Origin of the sequence: Thioalkalivibrio halophilus, from assembly GCF_001995255.1 — a bacterium.
GTDB classification, from domain to species: Bacteria; Pseudomonadota; Gammaproteobacteria; order Ectothiorhodospirales; family Ectothiorhodospiraceae; genus Thioalkalivibrio; species Thioalkalivibrio halophilus.
The window spans coordinates 35001-51333 of the sequence record NZ_MUZR01000051.1; the positions used below are offsets into that span (position 1 = coordinate 35001).

17 protein-coding genes and 2 rRNA genes (1 of these 19 running past the window's edge) are annotated in these 16333 nt (G+C 63.8%); 12 read left to right on the forward strand and 7 right to left on the reverse strand.

Features of this window, described 5'->3' with window-relative positions; all coding sequences use genetic code 11:
- The 3 genes from B1A74_RS11420 to B1A74_RS11430 all read left to right on the forward strand — a co-directional run.
- Positions 1-1383 (forward strand): 23S ribosomal RNA (locus tag B1A74_RS11420) (it extends 1495 nt beyond the left edge of the window).
- 87 nt (positions 1384-1470) lie between these two features.
- Positions 1471-1586: ribosomal RNA gene (rrf, locus tag B1A74_RS11425) — 5S ribosomal RNA — on the forward strand.
- Between the two features lie 99 nt (positions 1587-1685).
- A complete protein-coding gene (locus tag B1A74_RS11430; protein ID WP_018946592.1) occupies positions 1686-1892 on the forward strand; it encodes a hypothetical protein in 207 nt (68 codons plus the stop codon).
- Positions 1893-1920: 28 nt separating this feature from the next.
- Here the strand turns inward: B1A74_RS11430 and B1A74_RS11435 are convergent, their stop codons facing one another.
- The 3 genes from B1A74_RS11435 to dapA are packed head-to-tail and all read right to left on the reverse strand — an operon-like array spanning position 1921 to position 4771.
- Positions 1921-2682: an MBL fold metallo-hydrolase gene (locus B1A74_RS11435; RefSeq protein WP_077244714.1), complete on the reverse strand. Its 762-nt coding sequence runs from the start codon at positions 2680-2682 to the stop codon at positions 1921-1923.
- 24 nt (positions 2683-2706) lie between these two features.
- A complete protein-coding gene (bamC, locus tag B1A74_RS11440) occupies positions 2707-3885 on the reverse strand; it encodes an outer membrane protein assembly factor BamC (RefSeq protein ID WP_077244715.1) in 1179 nt (392 codons plus the stop codon).
- A 7-nt stretch (positions 3886-3892) separates the two neighbouring features.
- Positions 3893-4771, reverse strand: a complete 879-nt coding sequence (gene dapA / locus B1A74_RS11445; RefSeq protein ID WP_019590805.1) for a 4-hydroxy-tetrahydrodipicolinate synthase — start codon at positions 4769-4771, stop codon at positions 3893-3895.
- A 170-nt stretch (positions 4772-4941) separates the two neighbouring features.
- Here dapA and B1A74_RS11450 point away from each other — a divergent pair, with 170 nt between their 5' ends.
- Genes B1A74_RS11450 through B1A74_RS11460 form a run of 3 tightly spaced genes read left to right on the forward strand, consistent with a single transcriptional unit; the run spans position 4942 to position 7469 of the window.
- Entirely contained in the window at positions 4942-5496 is a 555-nt protein-coding gene (locus B1A74_RS11450; RefSeq protein ID WP_018870622.1) for a glycine cleavage system transcriptional repressor, read from the forward strand.
- 32 nt (positions 5497-5528) lie between these two features.
- Positions 5529-6002: a peroxiredoxin gene (locus tag B1A74_RS11455; RefSeq protein WP_077244716.1), complete on the forward strand. Its 474-nt coding sequence runs from the start codon at positions 5529-5531 to the stop codon at positions 6000-6002.
- Between the two features lie 45 nt (positions 6003-6047).
- Positions 6048-7469 carry a PhoH family protein gene (locus B1A74_RS11460; protein ID WP_019590803.1) on the forward strand — a complete coding sequence of 474 codons (1422 nt, stop codon included), beginning with the start codon at positions 6048-6050 and terminating at the stop codon, positions 7467-7469.
- A 37-nt stretch (positions 7470-7506) separates the two neighbouring features.
- Here B1A74_RS11460 and queD read toward each other — a convergent pair whose 3' ends face one another.
- Genes queD through xseB form a run of 4 tightly spaced genes read right to left on the reverse strand, consistent with a single transcriptional unit; the run spans position 7507 to position 11066 of the window.
- Complete coding sequence (gene queD, locus B1A74_RS11465) at positions 7507-7890, reverse strand: 6-carboxytetrahydropterin synthase QueD (protein WP_077244717.1); 384 nt, start codon at positions 7888-7890, stop codon at positions 7507-7509.
- A 45-nt stretch (positions 7891-7935) separates the two neighbouring features.
- Positions 7936-9846 carry a 1-deoxy-D-xylulose-5-phosphate synthase gene (gene dxs, locus B1A74_RS11470; RefSeq protein WP_077244718.1) on the reverse strand — a complete coding sequence of 637 codons (1911 nt, stop codon included), beginning with the start codon at positions 9844-9846 and terminating at the stop codon, positions 7936-7938.
- 16 nt (positions 9847-9862) lie between these two features.
- Positions 9863-10759: a (2E,6E)-farnesyl diphosphate synthase gene (gene ispA, locus B1A74_RS11475; protein WP_018946583.1), complete on the reverse strand. Its 897-nt coding sequence runs from the start codon at positions 10757-10759 to the stop codon at positions 9863-9865.
- 22 nt (positions 10760-10781) lie between these two features.
- Complete coding sequence (gene xseB / locus B1A74_RS11480; protein ID WP_018870616.1) at positions 10782-11066, reverse strand: exodeoxyribonuclease VII small subunit; 285 nt, start codon at positions 11064-11066, stop codon at positions 10782-10784.
- Positions 11067-11262: 196 nt separating this feature from the next.
- Here xseB and B1A74_RS11485 point away from each other — a divergent pair, with 196 nt between their 5' ends.
- The 6 genes from B1A74_RS11485 to B1A74_RS11505 all read left to right on the forward strand — a co-directional run bounded on the left by B1A74_RS11485 (position 11263) and on the right by B1A74_RS11505 (position 16225).
- Positions 11263-11682 (forward strand): rubrerythrin family protein, encoded by a 420-nt coding sequence (locus B1A74_RS11485; protein WP_018946582.1) that lies wholly within the window; start codon positions 11263-11265, stop codon positions 11680-11682.
- A gap of 90 nt (positions 11683-11772) precedes the next feature.
- A complete protein-coding gene (locus B1A74_RS11490; RefSeq protein ID WP_018946581.1) occupies positions 11773-13125 on the forward strand; it encodes a heterodisulfide reductase-related iron-sulfur binding cluster in 1353 nt (450 codons plus the stop codon).
- Positions 13126-13148: 23 nt separating this feature from the next.
- Positions 13149-13454, forward strand: coding sequence for an encapsulin-associated ferritin-like protein (locus tag B1A74_RS11495; RefSeq protein WP_018946580.1), 306 nt, complete (start codon positions 13149-13151; stop codon positions 13452-13454).
- Positions 13455-13503: 49 nt separating this feature from the next.
- The gene (locus B1A74_RS11500) at positions 13504-14115 is read left to right on the forward strand and encodes a DUF3501 family protein (RefSeq protein ID WP_077244719.1); all 612 of its coding nucleotides are present in this window, start codon (positions 13504-13506) and stop codon (positions 14113-14115) included.
- Positions 14116-14713: 598 nt separating this feature from the next.
- On the forward strand, positions 14714-15265 hold the full coding sequence (locus tag B1A74_RS14215; protein ID WP_143592258.1) for a hypothetical protein: 552 nt from the start codon (positions 14714-14716) through the stop codon (positions 15263-15265).
- Between the two features lie 39 nt (positions 15266-15304).
- Positions 15305-16225, forward strand: coding sequence for an endonuclease NucS domain-containing protein (locus B1A74_RS11505; protein ID WP_077244720.1), 921 nt, complete (start codon positions 15305-15307; stop codon positions 16223-16225).
- The last annotated feature ends 108 nt before the right edge of the window (positions 16226-16333 follow it).

The following is a 16333-nucleotide window of genomic DNA, read 5'->3' on the forward strand; positions in this document are numbered from 1 at the left end:
TGATGACGAGCTCCCAAGGGAGCGAAGTCACTGATGCCCTGCTTCCAGGAAAAGCCTCTAAGCTTCAGTTAACGTGAGACCGTACTCCAAACCGACACAGGTGGGCAGGGTGAGAATCCCAAGGCGCTTGAGGAAACTCGGGTGAAGGAACTAGGCAAAATGGTACCGTAACTTCGGGAGAAGGTACGCCTCGGATGGTGACGGGACTCGCTCCCCGAGCTGTTCGAGGTCGCAGAGACCAGGCCGCTGCGACTGTTTACTAAAAACACAGCACTCTGCTAACTCGAAAGAGGACGTATAGGGTGTGACGCCTGCCCGGTGCCGGAAGGTTAATTGATGGGGTTAGCTTCGGCGAAGCCCTTGATCGAAGCCCCGGTAAACGGCGGCCGTAACTATAACGGTCCTAAGGTAGCGAAATTCCTTGTCGGGTAAGTTCCGACCTGCACGAATGGCGTAACGATGGCGGCGCTGTCTCCACCCGAGACTCAGTGAAATTGAAATCGCAGTGAAGATGCTGTGTACCCGCGGCCAGACGGAAAGACCCCGTGAACCTTTACTACAGCTTCACACTGAACTTTGAGCTTGTTTGTGTAGGATAGGTGGGAGGCTTTGAAACCGGGACGCCAGTCTCGGTGGAGCCATCCTTGAAATACCACCCTTGCAAGTTTGGAGTTCTAACTCAGGCCCGTTATCCGGGTCGAGGACCGTGTGTGGTGGGTAGTTTGACTGGGGCGGTCTCCTCCCAAAGAGTAACGGAGGAGTGCGAAGGTACCCTCAGCGCGGTCGGAAATCGCGCGACGAGTGCAAAGGCATAAGGGTGCTTGACTGCGAGACAGACACGTCGAGCAGGTGCGAAAGCAGGTCTTAGTGATCCGGTGGTTCTGTATGGAAGGGCCATCGCTCAACGGATAAAAGGTACTCCGGGGATAACAGGCTGATACTGCCCAAGAGTCCATATCGACGGCAGTGTTTGGCACCTCGATGTCGGCTCATCACATCCTGGGGCTGAAGCAGGTCCCAAGGGTATGGCTGTTCGCCATTTAAAGTGGTACGCGAGCTGGGTTTAGAACGTCGTGAGACAGTTCGGTCCCTATCTGCCGTGGGCGTCGGAGATTTGACAGGATCTGTCCCTAGTACGAGAGGACCGGGATGGACGCACCTCTGGTGTTCCGGTTGTCACGCCAGTGGCATTGCCGGGTAGCTAAGTGCGGAAGGGATAACCGCTGAAAGCATCTAAGCGGGAAACCCACCTGGAGATGAGATCTCCCTGGAGCTTCGAGCTCCCTGAAGGGCCGTTGAAGACGACAACGTTGATAGGCTGGGTGTGGAAGCGCGGTAACGCGTGAAGCTAACCAGTACTAATTGCCCGTGCGGCTTGACCATATAACACCCAAATGGTTGTTGGTCTCTTCTGACACATCACCTAGTTGCATTCCGAATTTGGACAGTGAGCGCTGTCCAGCCAGTTTGCCTGGCGGCTATAGCGAGCAGGAACCACCCGATCCCATCCCGAACTCGGAAGTGAAACTGCTCTGCGCCGATGGTAGTTAGGGGCCTCCCCTCGTGAGAGTAGGTCACCGCCAGGCATTTACACCGAAAGCCCGATTCCTCTTGCGAGGGGTCGGGCTTTTTTTGTGCCTGTTTTTGTGGTGGTGAGACGCCGGACGGCCGGCGGGAGGTATGCGGTGGCGAACAAGCGGACGGATGGTGGGCTGGTGATCGTGGGCCTGGTGCTTATTGCCGTGGGGGCGTATGCGCTGCTGGGGCAGCAGGTCCATTTCTCGCCGATCGCTCCCCGTGAGGATGGCGGGTTTGGTGGGTGGTTCGCGACGGTGGTGGGCGTAGTGATGATCCTTGGCGGGCTGTATTTCCTCCGCGAATCGCGCAAGTAGCCCTCGGCAGCCAGCGGGCTGCGGCTCCCTAGAGCTCGCGCCAGCTGAACCCTTCTTCCTGGGTGGCGAGTTCCATTTCGGCTGCGGCCGCGCCGACGCCCTCTGCAAGCGCTTTCCGGGCGTGGTCGGGATGGTTGTTGTCGCTGGACAGGTGCATCCCGATCAGGGAGCGCAGCTTTCGGTTGTCGGCCCGCCGGAGCAGGTCACGCGCCGCGTGGTTGGGGAGGTGGCCCCATCCTCCGCGAATGCGCTCCTTGAGACGCTCGGGGTACGGGCCGGCCTGGAGCATATCCGGCTCGTGGTTGCATTCGAGCAGGAGGCCGTCGGCCCGGGCGGCGATCTCGACCATGTGGGGCGTGACATGGCCGGCATCGGTCATTAGTGCCAGCTCGCGGTCGCCATCGGACAACGTGAACTGCGTGGGTTCCCGCGAGTCATGCGGGACGGTGAACGGAATCACCCGCAGGTCGCGGATCTCGATCGGCGAGTCGCTGGTGATTTCCAGGGTGCTGGGGAAGCGATTGTCACGGGCGGCACGGATGGTGCCGTGGGAAGCGTATACGGGGATTCCGTGGCGTCGGGAGAACGCGCCGGCGGCACCGATATGGTCACCGTGCTCGTGCGTGATCAGGAGTGCGTTGAGCTGGTCGGGCTGCAGGCCGGCGCGCGCGAGCCGACGTTCGGCCTCCTGCGCGGAGAAGCCGCAGTCGATCATGATGCAGGTATGGCGGGCCCGCACGACCAGTGCGTTTCCGCCGCTTCCGCTTCCAAGAGAACAGTATCGCAGCATGCCGACAGTGCCGGTGCTCGGCGGTCAGCGGCGAAAGCCTTCCTCGATCTTTTCGAGGAGGAACCGGGTGTCGTCCTCGTCCAGCGGTTCGCCGTCGATGTCCCGTGCACGCAGGAGGGACTGGCCGTTGTCCGCGGAGAGTTCGATCCGGTAGCGCGTGTCTGCGCGGCGGTCACCGCGACCGAACAGGCGGCTGAAGAAGCCACCTTCGTCTTCGTCGGCGCTGTCCGGGCGATAGGTGACTTCGTGCACCCCGCTGCGGCGGTCGCGTTCGTCGACGAGGAGGCCGGAACGGTCGAGGCGCGTGCCGAGGTGCCGCCATACCTGGTCCGCGTCGCTGTCAAAGCGAAGAACCAGTTCGTCGCCGACATTCTCGATGCGTGCGCCCGGCACCCGCTGGACCTCCGATTCGTCGGCGCGCTGACCGCCTTCGCCGGGGTCGCCGGTGAGCAGGAACAGGCGCAGGCGATTGAGCATTTCCGCCTCCAGCTCCGGATCGGAGGGGCGGGAAACCCAGAGGAAGCGTTCTTCGCCCACGGGCTGTTCTTCGGCCCCCCGATGGGTGATGTAGACCGCGGTGCGACCGTCTTCCTCGCGTTCCACGCGCAGGCGGTACCGGTCACGGGTGTTCGAGTCGTAGAGACCGCCAATGGTCCGGGCGATGAAGCCGCGGCTGCCGCTGAACGGGATACCGGCGCGGTCTTCGGCCCACTGGGTTTCCATGATGCCGACTTCCGGCTCGTTGCGTTCCAGCGGCAGGTTCTGGCTGTCCCAGAACGCGGCCAGACGATTCCACAGGGCGTCCGGGGCGGTATCGACCGTCAGCCAGCGCGTATCGCCGTCACGCCAGATCTGTACGTCGCTGTCTTCGGGCAGGACCTGGACCTCGCCGGCGCGCGGCGCCAGGGCGCCCGTTCCACCCGGTGTGCCGGTCTGTCGGGTATCGGGCTGCTGCATCTCGCGGGCGCTGACGCGTTCTCCCGGCGCGTCGGGGACGCGGTAGCCGTCGCGGCTGTCGGGGGCGCTGAGCTCGGGCGGAACCTCGAGGTCAGGGGCCTGACGGGATTCCTGATAAACAGGGCCACCGTCATCGGTACCGGCGCAGCCGGCGGTACCCAGGGCAAGGGCGACGGCCAGCGGCAGCGCCGCGGGCAGGTAAGCGCGTACGGTAGTACGAGCGGAAAAGGACGAAAAACGGGTCATGAACGGTTCATACCTCGATGCCGGCCTGGCGCATGGCGTCCAGAACCGGGGCGTGAAACGGAGCCGAAAGCGGTGTCAGCGGGAGGCGGATGCCTTCTTCCATCATGCCCATCTGCTGCAGCGCCCATTTGACCGGGATCGGGTTGGCTTCCAGGAACAGGGCCGAGTGCAGCCCGTCCAGCTGGCGGTTGATCTCGCGGGCTCGTTCGGCATCGCCTTCGCGTACCGCTCGGCACATCTCCGACATCAGACGCGGCGCGACGTTCGCCGTGACCGAGATGACGCCGTGGCCACCGGCCAGCATGAAGGCAAGTCCGTTGGCATCCTCGCCGCTGAACAGGTCCAGGCGGCTGCCGACACGTTCGACCAGTTCGGCGGTGCGCTCGTTGCTTCCGGTGGCTTCCTTGATGCCCACGATGTTGGGCACCGCGGCAAGGCGTTCGACCGTTTCGGGCAGGATGTCGACCGCCGTCCGACCGGGCACGTTGTACAGGATCTGCGGGATGTCCACCGCCTCGGCGATGGCCTTGTGATGAAGATACAGGCCTTCCTGGGTGGGCTTGTTGTAGTAGGGGGCGACCAGCAGGCAGGCATCGGCACCGGCTTCCTTCGCGCACCGGGTCAGGGCGATGGCCTCGCGGGTGGAGTTGGCTCCGGTTCCGGCAATGACCGGGAGCCGGCCATCGATGGTGCGCACGACGTGCGCGATGGCCTCGCAGTGTTCGTCGAAATCGAGGGTGGCCGATTCGCCGGTGGTGCCCACGGCGACGATGGCGTCGGTACCCGACTCGACATGGAATTCCAGCAGCCGATCCAGCGCTGGCCAGTCCAGGCTGCCATCGGCGTGCATCGGGGTCGCGAGCGCGACCATGCTGCCTTGAAACATCGCCCCCTCCAGGACAAGTAATGGTGCAGTCTAACGGGGGACTGACAGGGCATTCAAGAAAGCGCCGCGTTGGCCTGTACCCGGGGAGGTGATATGTTCCGGCATCATGATCCACGCGATGCGCCATTGCTGTTCGCCATCCTGCTCGCCGGTCGCAGGAGGCCGGGCCCGTGGCTGAGGTCGTCGGGGCCGGTACGCACACCGAGCTGGTGCTGAGCCTGCTGGGGCCGGACCGGCCGGGCCTGGTGACTCAGGTGACCCAGCACGTTGCCGAATCCGGTTGCAATCTGGAAGCCAGTCGCATGGTGGTGCTTTCCGGCTACGCCTGCATGGCGGTGACCGCCAGCGGAAACTGGAAGACCCTGGCGACCCTGGAAGGGCGGCTGGAACGTCTGGAACGCGAGAGCGGGCTGGTGGTGACCGCGCGTCGCGGGCCGCTGGAGGAGGCCGGAGAGGCCGCCATGGCCTATGCCGTGGACGTCATCGCCCTGGATGCCCCGGGGCTGCTGCACGGCCTGGCGAACTTCTTCGCCACGCGGGGCGTCAACCTGCGGGATGTACAAAGTCGCGTCTACACGGCGCAGCAGACAGGCGCCCGCATGTTCGCGGCGAACATCGTGATCGACATCCCGGCCGCGCAGCATCTGGCGACGCTGCGGGGCGAATTCATGGACTTCTGCGACGAACTCAATCTCGACGGGGTGCTGGAGCCGATCAAGGCCTGAATGCCGCCCCGTCCCCGACCGGAGACACGAGAATGACGGTTGCGATCGATCAGCCCGTACCTGCCGATATCCGCCTGCCGGCCACCGGCGACCAGGAGCTGGCGCTGGAGGATTTCCGCGGGCGTATCGTAGTGCTTTATTTCTATCCCAAGGACAACACCCCGGGATGCACCAACGAAAGCCGGGACTTCGCCGAGCGCCTGGCCGATTTCGAGGCAGCGGGGGCGGTGATCCTCGGGTGCTCGCGCGACAGCGTGAAGAGCCACGAGAATTTCCGCAGCAAGCAGGAGCTGCCGTTCGACCTGCTCAGCGATGCGGACGAGCGCCTGTGCGAGGCCTTCGACGTCATTGGCATGAAAAACATGTACGGCAAGCAGGTGCGGGGAGTGGAGCGCTCCACGTTCCTGATCGACGCGGACGGCGTGCTGCGCCGGGAATGGCGCAAGGTGAAGGTCCCCGGCCACGTGGACGAGGTGCTCGCCGCGGTGCGCGAGCATGCGGCCTGACGTGCGGCGCGCTTTCGTGTCCCGCCCGTGCGCCCCGGAGGCCCGATGATCGAAGACCGCGAACCCGGCCGCCATCTGTTCGTGCTGGACACCAATGTCCTGATGCACGACCCCACCGCGCTGTTCCGTTTCAAGGAGCACGACATCTTCCTGCCGATGGTGGTCCTGGAAGAGCTGGACCGGGGCAAGAAGGGGGTCTCCGAGGTGGCGCGCAACGTGCGTCAGGTGAGCCGGTTCATCGACGAGCTGATGACCGGGGCTACCCACGAGGCGATTGTCGCCGGGCTTTCGCTGACCGCGACGTCGCTGGAGGACTCCGATCTCGGCGGCCATGGCCGGCTGTTTTTCCAGACCCGCAGCCTGAATTCGCATTTGCCCGAGTCGCTGCCGGGCTCTTCGGCCGACAACGATATCCTCAGCACCGCACGGGCGCTGGAAGAGGAGCTCCCGGATGTCCGGGTGACCCTGGTGTCCAAGGACATCAACCTGCGCATCAAGGCTGCGGTGATCGGCCTGCATGCGGAGGATTATCACAACGACCAGGTGCTGGATGACGTTTCTCTGTTGTACTCGGGGATGCAGGAGCTGCCCGGGGACTTCTGGGACACCCACGGCGCGGCGATGGATTCCTGGCAGGAGGCCGGCCGGACCTATTACCGGGTGAAGGGGCCGCTGGTTGCGGAATGGCATCCCAACCAGTTCGTCTATCGCGAGGGCGAGCAGCCCCTGAGTGCCATCGTGCTGGAGGTGGATCGGCCGGCCGAGAGCGCCGTGATCGAGCTGGTGGACGACTACATGAATCCCCGGCACACCGTCTGGGGCATCAATGCCCGCAACCGCGAGCAGAACCTGGCGCTGAACCTGCTGATGGATCCGGAGGTCGATTTCGTCTCGCTGGTGGGAGCGGCGGGGACGGGCAAGACCCTGCTGACCCTGGCGGCCGGCCTGGCGCAGACGCTCGAGGACGGGACCTACAAGGAAATCATCATGACCCGGGTGACGGTGCCGGTGGGCGAGGACATCGGCTTCCTGCCGGGTACCGAAGAGGAGAAGATGACCCCCTGGATGGGGGCCCTGATGGACAATCTCGAGGTCCTCGGCGGCAACACCGAAGGGGCCGGGGAATGGGGCCGGGCGGCCAGCGGGGACATCCTCACCAGCCGCATCAAGATTCGCTCGCTCAACTTCATGCGCGGGCGTACCTTCCTCAGCCGCTACATCATCCTGGACGAGGCGCAGAACCTCACCAGCAAGCAGATGAAGACGCTGATCACCCGTGCCGGGCCGGGGACCAAGATCGTCGCGCTCGGCAACATCGCGCAGATCGATACCCCGTATCTCACCGAGACCACCTCGGGGCTGACCTACGTGGTGGACCGCTTCCGTGAATGGACGCACAGCGGGCACATCACGCTCACCCGCGGCGAGCGTTCGCGGCTGGCGGATTACGCTTCCAACAACCTGTAGGTGGCGCAGGGGTTGGTGGAGCGAGTGCGGTGTCTGGCTAGCCGTCCTCGCTGTAGCGCACGCAGGCGCGGTCGGTCTCCCACAGGGTCAGGCTGCTGACGCGCAGCCCGGGGCGGTTCAGGCGTTCCGCCAACTCGCGGAAGAACCAGCGGGCGATGTTCTCCGCGGTGGGATTGACGGTGTCGAACGGCGGCACGTCGTTGAGGTAGCGATGATCCAGCTGCCCCGCGATCTCGCGCGCGGCATTCTTGACCACCTTGAAATCCACCGCCATCCCGGTGTCGTCCAGGGTTTCGGCCTCGACCTCGGCTTCCACCTTCCAGTTGTGGCCGTGCATGTTCGCGCACTGCCCCGGATAATCGCGCAGGGTGTGCGCGGAGGCGAAGTCGGTCAGGACGCGCAGGGTATAGCGGGCACTCATGTTCGGATTCCGGAAGCGGTCGGCCGGCGGGCCGGGAGATGGCTGTCAGCCTGCAAAGCCTAGCCGGCCGCCCGGTGCGGCGCAATTCTCCTGCCCGGCCGCGTGGCGAATCGCTGCCAGCACGCCGGCGGTATCGAGACCGCATTCGGCGAGGATGGTCTCGCGCGGCCCGTGTTCGGTGAAGCGGTCGGGGATGCCGAGGGTCTGGCAGGGGATGTCGAGCCCCTCCGCCGACAGCCACTCCAGGACCGCGCTGCCGGCGCCGCCGGCGCGGGCATGATCCTCCAGCGTCACCAGGCGGTCGTGTTCCGCCGCCAGGCGGGCCAGGCAGGCGGTGTCCAGCGGCTTGACGAAGCGCATGTTGACGACCGTCGCATCCAGGGCTTCGCCGGCCTCCAGCGCCGTATCCAGCAGGGCGCCGAAGGACAGGATGGCGATGCGTTCCCCCGCACCGGCCGCGCCCGCCTCGCGACGGATCTCGGCCTCGCCCACCGGCAGCGGATCCAGACGGTCGCCCGGATCCGTGCCCGGGCCGCTGCCGCGCGGATAGCGCACCGCGGCCGGACCGTTCCAGGCAAAGCCGGTCGCCAGCATGCGGCGGCATTCGGCCTCGTCGGCCGGGGCCATCAGCAGAAGGTTGGGTACGCTGCGCAGCAGGGCGATGTCGAAGGTACCGGCATGGGTGGGGCCGTCGGCGCCGACGATGCCGGCCCGGTCGATGGCGAACAGCACCGGCAGATCCTGCAGGGCGACATCATGGATGACCTGGTCCATGGCCCGCTGCAGGAAGGTCGAGTAGATCGCGACCACCGGGTGCTGGCCCTCGCAGGCCATGCCGGCCGCCAGGGTCACTGCGTGCTGCTCGGCGATGCCGACGTCGAAGTAGCGCTGCGGGTACTGTTCGGAGAAGGCGACCAGGCCCGAACCCTCGCGCATCGCCGGGGTGATGCCCAGCAGGCGCTCGTCGGCCGCCGCCTGGTCGCACAGCCACTGGCTGAAGACGTCGGTGTAGGTCGGTGCCTTCGGACCGGAGGGGGCGAGACCGTTCTCCGGTTCGAACTTGGACACACCGTGATAGCGGCAGGGGTCCTCTTCGGCCGGGGCATAGCCCTGGCCCTTGCGGGTGACGACGTGCAGCAGCTGCGGTCCGTGCCCGCCGCGCAGGTTCTTGAGGATGCCGGCCAGACCGCTGACATCGTGACCGTCGACCGGGCCGAAGTAGCGAAAACCGAGCTCTTCGAACAGCGTGCCGGGCACCAGCATGCCCTTCATGTGCTCCTCGGCGCGCTGGGCGAACGCCTTCATCGGCGGCACGAACTCCAGCATGCGCTTGGAGCCCTCGCGCATCGAACTGTACAGGCGCCCCGACAGCAGCCGGGTGAAGTACTGGTTCATCGCGCCCACGTTGGGCGAGATGGACATGTCGTTGTCGTTGAGGATGACCAGCAGGTTGCAGTCCAGCTCGCCGATGTGGTTGAGCGCCTCGAAGGCCATCCCGGCGGTCATCGCGCCGTCGCCGATCACCGCCACGTGGCGCCGGTCGAGGCCTGCGTGGCGGGCGGCCAGGGCCATGCCCGCGGCGGCGCTGATGGAGGTGCTGGAATGCCCGGCGCCGAAGGCGTCGTATTCGCTCTCCGCGCGCTTGGGGAAGCCCGCCAGTCCGCCGTGCTGGCGCAGGGTCGCCATGGCCTCGCGCCGTCCGGTCAGGATCTTGTGCGCATAGGCCTGGTGCCCCACGTCCCAGACGATCCGGTCGTCCGGGGTATCAAAGGCGTAGTGCAGGGCGATCGCCAGTTCCACCGTCCCGAGGTTGGCGGCCAGATGTCCGCCGGTGCGCGAGACACTGTCGATCAGAAAGGTGCGCAGCTCCCGGGCAATCTCCGGCAGTTCGGCGCCCGGTCGGGCGCGCAGATCGGATGGCCACTCGATGGCATCGAGGAGGGGGGTGGCTTGCATCGCGGAGGGCACCGGCTCAGTGGATGCGGTCGACAATGTAACGCGCGAGATGGCGAAGCAAATCGGCCTCCGCATCCAGGGGTTGCAGCGCCTCGAGTGCCTGGTCGACCAGCGCCACCGCGCGTTCGCGCGAGGCTTCCAGGCCCATCAGCGCGGGGAAGGTCGACTTGTCCAGGCGCGCATCCGCTCCGCAGGCCTTGCCCAGGGTCTCCGGGTCGCCCTCGACGTCCAGGATGTCGTCGCGGATCTGGAAGGCCAGGCCGATACATTCGGCGTAGTCGGTCAGGCGCGTCAGCAGGGCGTCGTCGGCGCCGCCGGCCAGCCCGCCCAGGCGAACCGAGGCGCGGATCAGGGCGCCGGTTTTCAGCCGGTGCATGCCCTCCAGACCCGGCAGGTCCAGGCGCCCGCCGCAGGCTCCCAGATCGATGGCCTGGCCCCCGGCCATGCCCTGCAGGCCGGCGGCGCGGGCCAGTTCCTGCAGCATGACTGGGGCGCGCCCGGCCGGCAGTGCCGCCGTCCCGCTCGACAGCGTGACAAAGGCCTGCGCCTGCAGGGCGTCGCCGGCGAGGATCGCGGTGGCTTCGTCGTAGGCCCGATGACAGGTCGGGCGCCCGCGCCGCAGATCGTCGTCATCCATCGCCGGAAGGTCGTCGTGGATGAGCGAGTAGACGTGGATCATCTCCACCGCCGCGGCTGCGGCATCCAGCGCGTCCTGCGGGGCCCCCAGGGCCTCGCCGGTGGCATACACCAGCAGCGGGCGCAGGCGCTTGCCGCCGGAGAGCGTGGCATAGCGCATTGCCTCGATCAGCCGGGCGTCGGGCGCGCCGGCCGGATCGAGGGCTCGGTCCAGGACCCCCTCGATGCGTTCCTGATACGCGGGGATGGCCTGTTCGGGCGAGGTGGTGGCTGTCACGTCGGGCGTCCGCGGGTCCGGATCAGAAGGGCACCGGGTCATCGTCATCCGTCGCGGGCGGGGTCCCGCTGGCGGCTTCCGGGTTGCCGGAGGTTTCGGTGGTCAGGGCTTCCATGCGCCGCTGGGCCTCGTCGAGGGCCCGCTGGCAGCGATCGACCAGCTGCATGCCCTGCTGGAACTCTTCCAGCGACTGTTCCAGACCCAGCTCGCCCGACTCCATGCGGGCCACCAGGGTCTCCAGGGCCTCCAGGCTGGCTTCGAAGTCGGCCGGGGTTCCGGGTGCGGGATCGGGAGTCTCGTCGGACATGGCGATTGTCGGCTGCAAAAACGGCCAAAGTACCGGATCCGCGCGTGCGTGAAAAGCACGGGGGCAGGTTGACAGGGCCGGGGGCAGGGCATACATTTGCGCTACGGTTTAGACAGAGTCTAAATCACCCTCTGCACTCGATGCGACACTCGCTCGTTGTGTCTGTGTAGAACCCATACGAAGAAGGAGAGACATCATGGATCTGAAAGGCAGCAAGACCGAAGAAGCCCTGAAGGAAGCCTTTGCCGGCGAATCGATGGCGAACCGTCGCTATCTGTACTTCGCTTCCAAGGCGGACGTGGAAGGCTACAACGACGTCGCCACCGTGTTCCGTTCCACCGCCGAAGGTGAAACCGGCCACGCCCACGGCCACCTCGAGTATCTCGAGAGCTGCGGCGATCCGGCCACCGGCCTGGAGTTCGGTTCCACCGACGCGAACCTGAAGACGGCGGTCGCCGGCGAGACCCACGAGTACACCGACATGTACCCGGGCATGGCCAAGACCGCGCGTGACGAGGGCTTCGACGAAGTCGCCGACTGGTTCGAAACCCTGGCCAAGGCGGAGCGGTCCCACGCCAACCGCTTCCAGAAGGCGCTGGACCAGCTGGACGACTGATCGTCGCGGCTCGTGTCCCGCAGCGGGGCCGGTTCAGCCGGCCCCGTCTTGTCTGCAAGAACAGAACAATCAGAACATCCGGAGGGATGAATGTCTGCGCCGACCCATCAACGTGAAGGCAGTCTCGAAGCCCCGACCCGCCATCCACTGGACTGGAAGAACCCCGAGTTCTACAACGAGGAATCGTTGTTCAGCGAGCTCGAGCGCGTCTTCGACATCTGCCACGGCTGCCGGCGCTGCGTCAGTCTGTGTCATTCATTCCCCACGCTGTTCGATCTGGTCGACGAATCCGAGACCATGGAAGTCGACGGGGTCGACAAGAAAGATTTCTGGCAGGTGGTGGATCACTGCTACCTGTGCGACCTGTGCTACCTGACCAAGTGCCCCTACGTCCCGCCGCACGAGTGGAACGTGGATTTCCCGCACCTGATGCTGCGGGCCAAGGCATTCCGGTTCCAGAACGAGGGTGCGAAGACCTCGCACAAACTGCTCTCCAGTACCGACACGGTGGGCAAGCTGGCGGGCATTCCGGTGGTGGCCGGCGCGGTCAACGCGGCCAACAAGAACGCAACGGTGCGCAAGCTGCTGGACAAGACCGTCGGTGTGCACCCGGACGCCCCGGTGCCCGAGTATCACTCGAACAAGGGCCGTTCGCGCGTGGCGAAGGTGGCCGGCGGGGTGAGCAACCCGGAGCCGGCCGGCACCACTCAGGGCCGGGTCGCGCTGTATGCCACCTGCTACGGCAACTACAACGAGCCGCACCTGGTCGAGGATCTGGTCAAGGTCTTCGAACACAACGGCATCGAGGTCACGCTGGTCGAGAAGGAGCAGTGCTGCGGCATGCCCAAGCTCGAGCTGGGCGATCTGGAGTCCGTGGAGGCCTCCAAGGACGCGAACATCCCCGCGATGAAGAAGATGATCGACCAGGGCTACGACATCGTCGCCCCGGTCCCGTCCTGCGTGCTGATGTACAAGCAGGAACTGCCGCTGATGTTCCCCGACGAGCAGGACGTGGCCACGGTACGCGATCGCATCTTCGACCCGTTCGAGTACCTGATGGAGCGCCACAAGGACGGCAAGCTGAACACCGACTTCCCGGAAAAGCTGGGCAAGATCGCCTATCACGCCGCCTGCCATCTGCGCGTGCAGAACATGGGCCTGAAGACCCGCGATCTGCTCAAGCTGGTGCCGGACACCGAGATCGAGACCGTCGAGCGCTGTTCCGGGCATGACGGTACCTATGGCGTGAAGAGCGAATTCTACGAGACGGCCAGCAAGATCTGCCGGCCCGTGGTGAACCGGGTGCAGAAGGCCGAGGCGGACCACTTCTCCAGTGACTGCCCGATGGCCGGACACATGATCGAGAACGGACTGCAGGGCAAGGGCGAGGACAAGGCACCCGAGCACCCGCTGACCCTGCTGCGCCAGGCCTACGGCCTGTAACGACACTAAGGAGGGGAGTCTTCATGGCCAGCGACAGCTATCACGAACCCGTTGCGGAACTGAGCGACGAATCGCGCGAGATGCACCGCGCCATTTCCTCGCTGATGGAAGAGCTCGAGGCGGTGGACTGGTATCAGCAGCGCATCGACGCCTGCAAGGACGACGAACTGAAGGCGATCCTCGCGCACAACCGCGACGAGGAGATCGAACATGCCGCGATGGTGCTGGAATGGATCCGGCGCCGGAACCCGGTGTTCGATCGCGAACTCAAAGACAATCTCTGGTCCGACAAGGACTACACCGACAAAAGCCAGCATCACGACCACTGATGCCCCCCGCGCGGGTGATGTGGCTCCCGGTGCTCGAGGAGGTGAGAACATGGTAACGGAGGAAAACGTGGACAAGCTCAGCCGTGACGACCTGTATTCCCTGGAACAGTATTCCGAGGTACGGCCCAAATTCCGCCGCGACGTGATGGAGCACAAGCGCCACCGCGTGCTGCAGATCGGTCCTGCGGTCACCCTGCACTTCGAAGACCGCATGACCATGCAGTACCAGGTCCAGGAGATGCTGCGGGTCGAGAAGATCTTCGACCGCGAGGGCATCGAGGACGAACTGGGTGCCTACAACCCGCTGATCCCGGACGGCTCCAACTGGAAGGCGACCATGATGGTCGAATTCCCCGACGCGGACGAGCGCAAGGTGCAGCTGTCGAAGCTGATCGGCATCGAGCGTGCGACCTGGGTGCAGGTGGAAGGCCACGACAAGGTCTACCCGATCGCCAATGAAGACCTCGACCGCGAGACCGAAGACAAGACCTCGTCGGTGCACTTCCTGCGCTTCGAGCTGACGCCGGCGATGGTGTCGGCGGTCAAGTCCGGCGCGGCCATCGCCGCCGGCGTGGAGCACGAGAACTACAACCACCGCGTGGACGCCGTGCCCGAGGGCATGCGCGAATCGCTGGCGGCGGATCTCGACGCCGTGAACTGACGCGCGGATTCCCGCACGCAGCAGTGAAAAAGGCGCCTCCGGGCGCCTTTTTTGTGTGCAGGCCACGTGGATCCGCGGTCCGGCAGGTTCCGGCTCGCCCCGGGGTTTCAGGGATTTACCCGGGCCTCCCGCCGTTGCGCTGACCGGTGGGGCGCTGCCGTCCGTTCTGGCTTCACGATGTTATACAGAATCCGTATAGCATCGACCGTCTGACGGGCTGCCGACCTTGCATCGACAATATCTGCCCCTCCATGGTGAGGTGACCGGCAATGCCCTCCGCCACGAGTCCCGCCAGACGAGGCCCGGGGAACCGAGTGATCAACCGTTCCGTCCGCACCGATTACCGGTGAGCCCACTTTACCTTAACCCCTTGAAAAAACGCGCCTCCCGGTGTCCTTCCCGCAATCAGCGCCCCCTTCCGGCACGGATCCCTGTCGCCATGAGCTCACCTCACGGTTTAGCCATGATCCCACCATGGCTAAACTGTCGGAGCAGAAGCCACCAGAGGAAGGGGCGGTGCCGCGAGGATCAGGTGATATACAGACTCTGTATATCACCAATATTACAGATTCTGTCTAATCTGCTGTTGGGTGACAAGATGAGCAGTGCCGACAAACTCGCTGAAGCCAGCTTTTTTCTGGAGCTATTGGATGCTCTAGAAAATAGAAAGCGCCCGCTTACGAGCGGTGCAACGCCAGCGATGGAAGTCTCCTACTTGCTCAGTGCTGTCCTCAACTCTCTTTATTCAGCTCTTGAGCAGGCAAAGCCAATTGCGGGTGTTGAGGCAGTCAAGGCATACAAGGCCACCCGCTCGGCGCTACTAGGTGGCCAGGGTGTTCGCAACATCACCATTCACGAGAAGCATGTCGGCATTGATCATTCTGGCTACATTCCGCCACCGGGTAACGCGGTTAACTTCGACCTCCGCAAAACGCCACGTTTAATCCAAGAAGAGCGAGCTGCTTCAAAGGGTGTCGTAGTGCGTATGGGCGCCAAACACTATATCGAGCATGAGGGCAAGCTTACTGATGTCACTGAGCTTTGCTTTCGCCAGTTCTATGAGCTGCGTGCATTCCTTAGCTCTCGCGGGATTGTCACCCAACAAGACGCTCAAGCGGACAGCCCCGCCTCCGGCGGGCCTGCCGCTTAGCTTCGGCGTTAAGGGCCCATACCAGACAAAGGAGATCAGATGCCACGTTATTGGGTGATTGCCCCCATAGATTCTCAACCAGCTGACTTCTTCGAGAAGGTGTGGCGCTTTGATGTCGAAAATGAAGTCATCTCAATTGGTTGGTCTCAGTTCGGTGATGTTTCCGGCATGAGTCGAGGCGAGCTGGCAGAGGTCGTGGCCGACCACTACCCTGAGAAGCCGCAGCAGACCAAAGGCTTGATCACTAATATGGTGTGGTCATTTTGCAACGAGATAGAGTCGGGCGATGTCGTTATAGCCCGGCGTGGAAGAAAGATGCTCGCAGCCGTAGGCACAGTCCGAGAGAAAGCATTCTACGAGACTGGGAAAAACCCTGATGTAGATCACCGGCTTTTCCTTCCTGTGACATGGCACCAAGAACCCAGAAACAAAGACTTTGGTGCAGTAGTGTTTCCCATGCCTACTCTGGCAGAAATTGATGAAACTCAATTCCAGAATCTCGTCGAGGGGTCGGGGCTCGAACTCGCCAAGAGCGAGGAGGGAGAGACTTACGAGAATCAAGCAGAGTTTGTTCTGGAAAAGTACCTCGAGGAATTTATCGTCTCCAATTTTTCAGGAATATTTAAGGGTGAGCTCCAGGTATATGTAGACGAGGACGGTAATACTGGGCAGCAGTACACCACGGACATTGGTTCGATTGATATTCTTGCGGAAGACCGCCGCAGCAACTCTCTGGTGGTTATTGAGCTCAAAAAGGGACGCCCTTCGGATCAGGTGGTAGGGCAAATCATGCGCTACATGGGATGGGTCAAAAAGAACCTTGCGCAAGAAGGCCAGAGGATACGAGGGCTTGTAATTTGCTGCGAGGAAGATCAGAGACTTAGCTATGCGCTAGAAATGATTGATCATGTTGATGTCCGGTACTACAGGGTGTCGTTTTCGCTTTCGGAGCGCCCTTAACAAAACGCTCAACCGGACGCTCGTACCTCGCGCCGGTTAGCTTTGCGTTAGCTAGTGAGTACAAAAAGCACATAGTGTGCTAAACTTTGACCTATGAAACCTATCACA

Coding starts and splice junctions, on each gene's coding strand:
- B1A74_RS11460 (WP_019590803.1), top strand. CDS start 6,048: ATGATCGAAGACCGCGAACCCGGCCGCCATCTGTTCGTGCTGGACACC.
- dapA (WP_019590805.1), bottom strand. CDS start 4,771: ATGTTTCAAGGCAGCATGGTCGCGCTCGCGACCCCGATGCACGCCGAT.
- B1A74_RS11435 (WP_077244714.1), bottom strand. CDS start 2,682: ATGCTGCGATACTGTTCTCTTGGAAGCGGAAGCGGCGGAAACGCACTG.
- B1A74_RS14215 (WP_143592258.1), top strand. CDS start 14,714: ATGAGCAGTGCCGACAAACTCGCTGAAGCCAGCTTTTTTCTGGAGCTA.
- B1A74_RS11495 (WP_018946580.1), top strand. CDS start 13,149: ATGGCCAGCGACAGCTATCACGAACCCGTTGCGGAACTGAGCGACGAA.
- queD (WP_077244717.1), bottom strand. CDS start 7,890: ATGAGTGCCCGCTATACCCTGCGCGTCCTGACCGACTTCGCCTCCGCG.
- B1A74_RS11485 (WP_018946582.1), top strand. CDS start 11,263: ATGGATCTGAAAGGCAGCAAGACCGAAGAAGCCCTGAAGGAAGCCTTT.
- xseB (WP_018870616.1), bottom strand. CDS start 11,066: ATGTCCGACGAGACTCCCGATCCCGCACCCGGAACCCCGGCCGACTTC.
- B1A74_RS11490 (WP_018946581.1), top strand. CDS start 11,773: ATGTCTGCGCCGACCCATCAACGTGAAGGCAGTCTCGAAGCCCCGACC.
- B1A74_RS11500 (WP_077244719.1), top strand. CDS start 13,504: ATGGTAACGGAGGAAAACGTGGACAAGCTCAGCCGTGACGACCTGTAT.
- B1A74_RS11505 (WP_077244720.1), top strand. CDS start 15,305: ATGCCACGTTATTGGGTGATTGCCCCCATAGATTCTCAACCAGCTGAC.
- bamC (WP_077244715.1), bottom strand. CDS start 3,885: ATGACCCGTTTTTCGTCCTTTTCCGCTCGTACTACCGTACGCGCTTAC.
- dxs (WP_077244718.1), bottom strand. CDS start 9,846: ATGCAAGCCACCCCCCTCCTCGATGCCATCGAGTGGCCATCCGATCTG.
- B1A74_RS11455 (WP_077244716.1), top strand. CDS start 5,529: ATGACGGTTGCGATCGATCAGCCCGTACCTGCCGATATCCGCCTGCCG.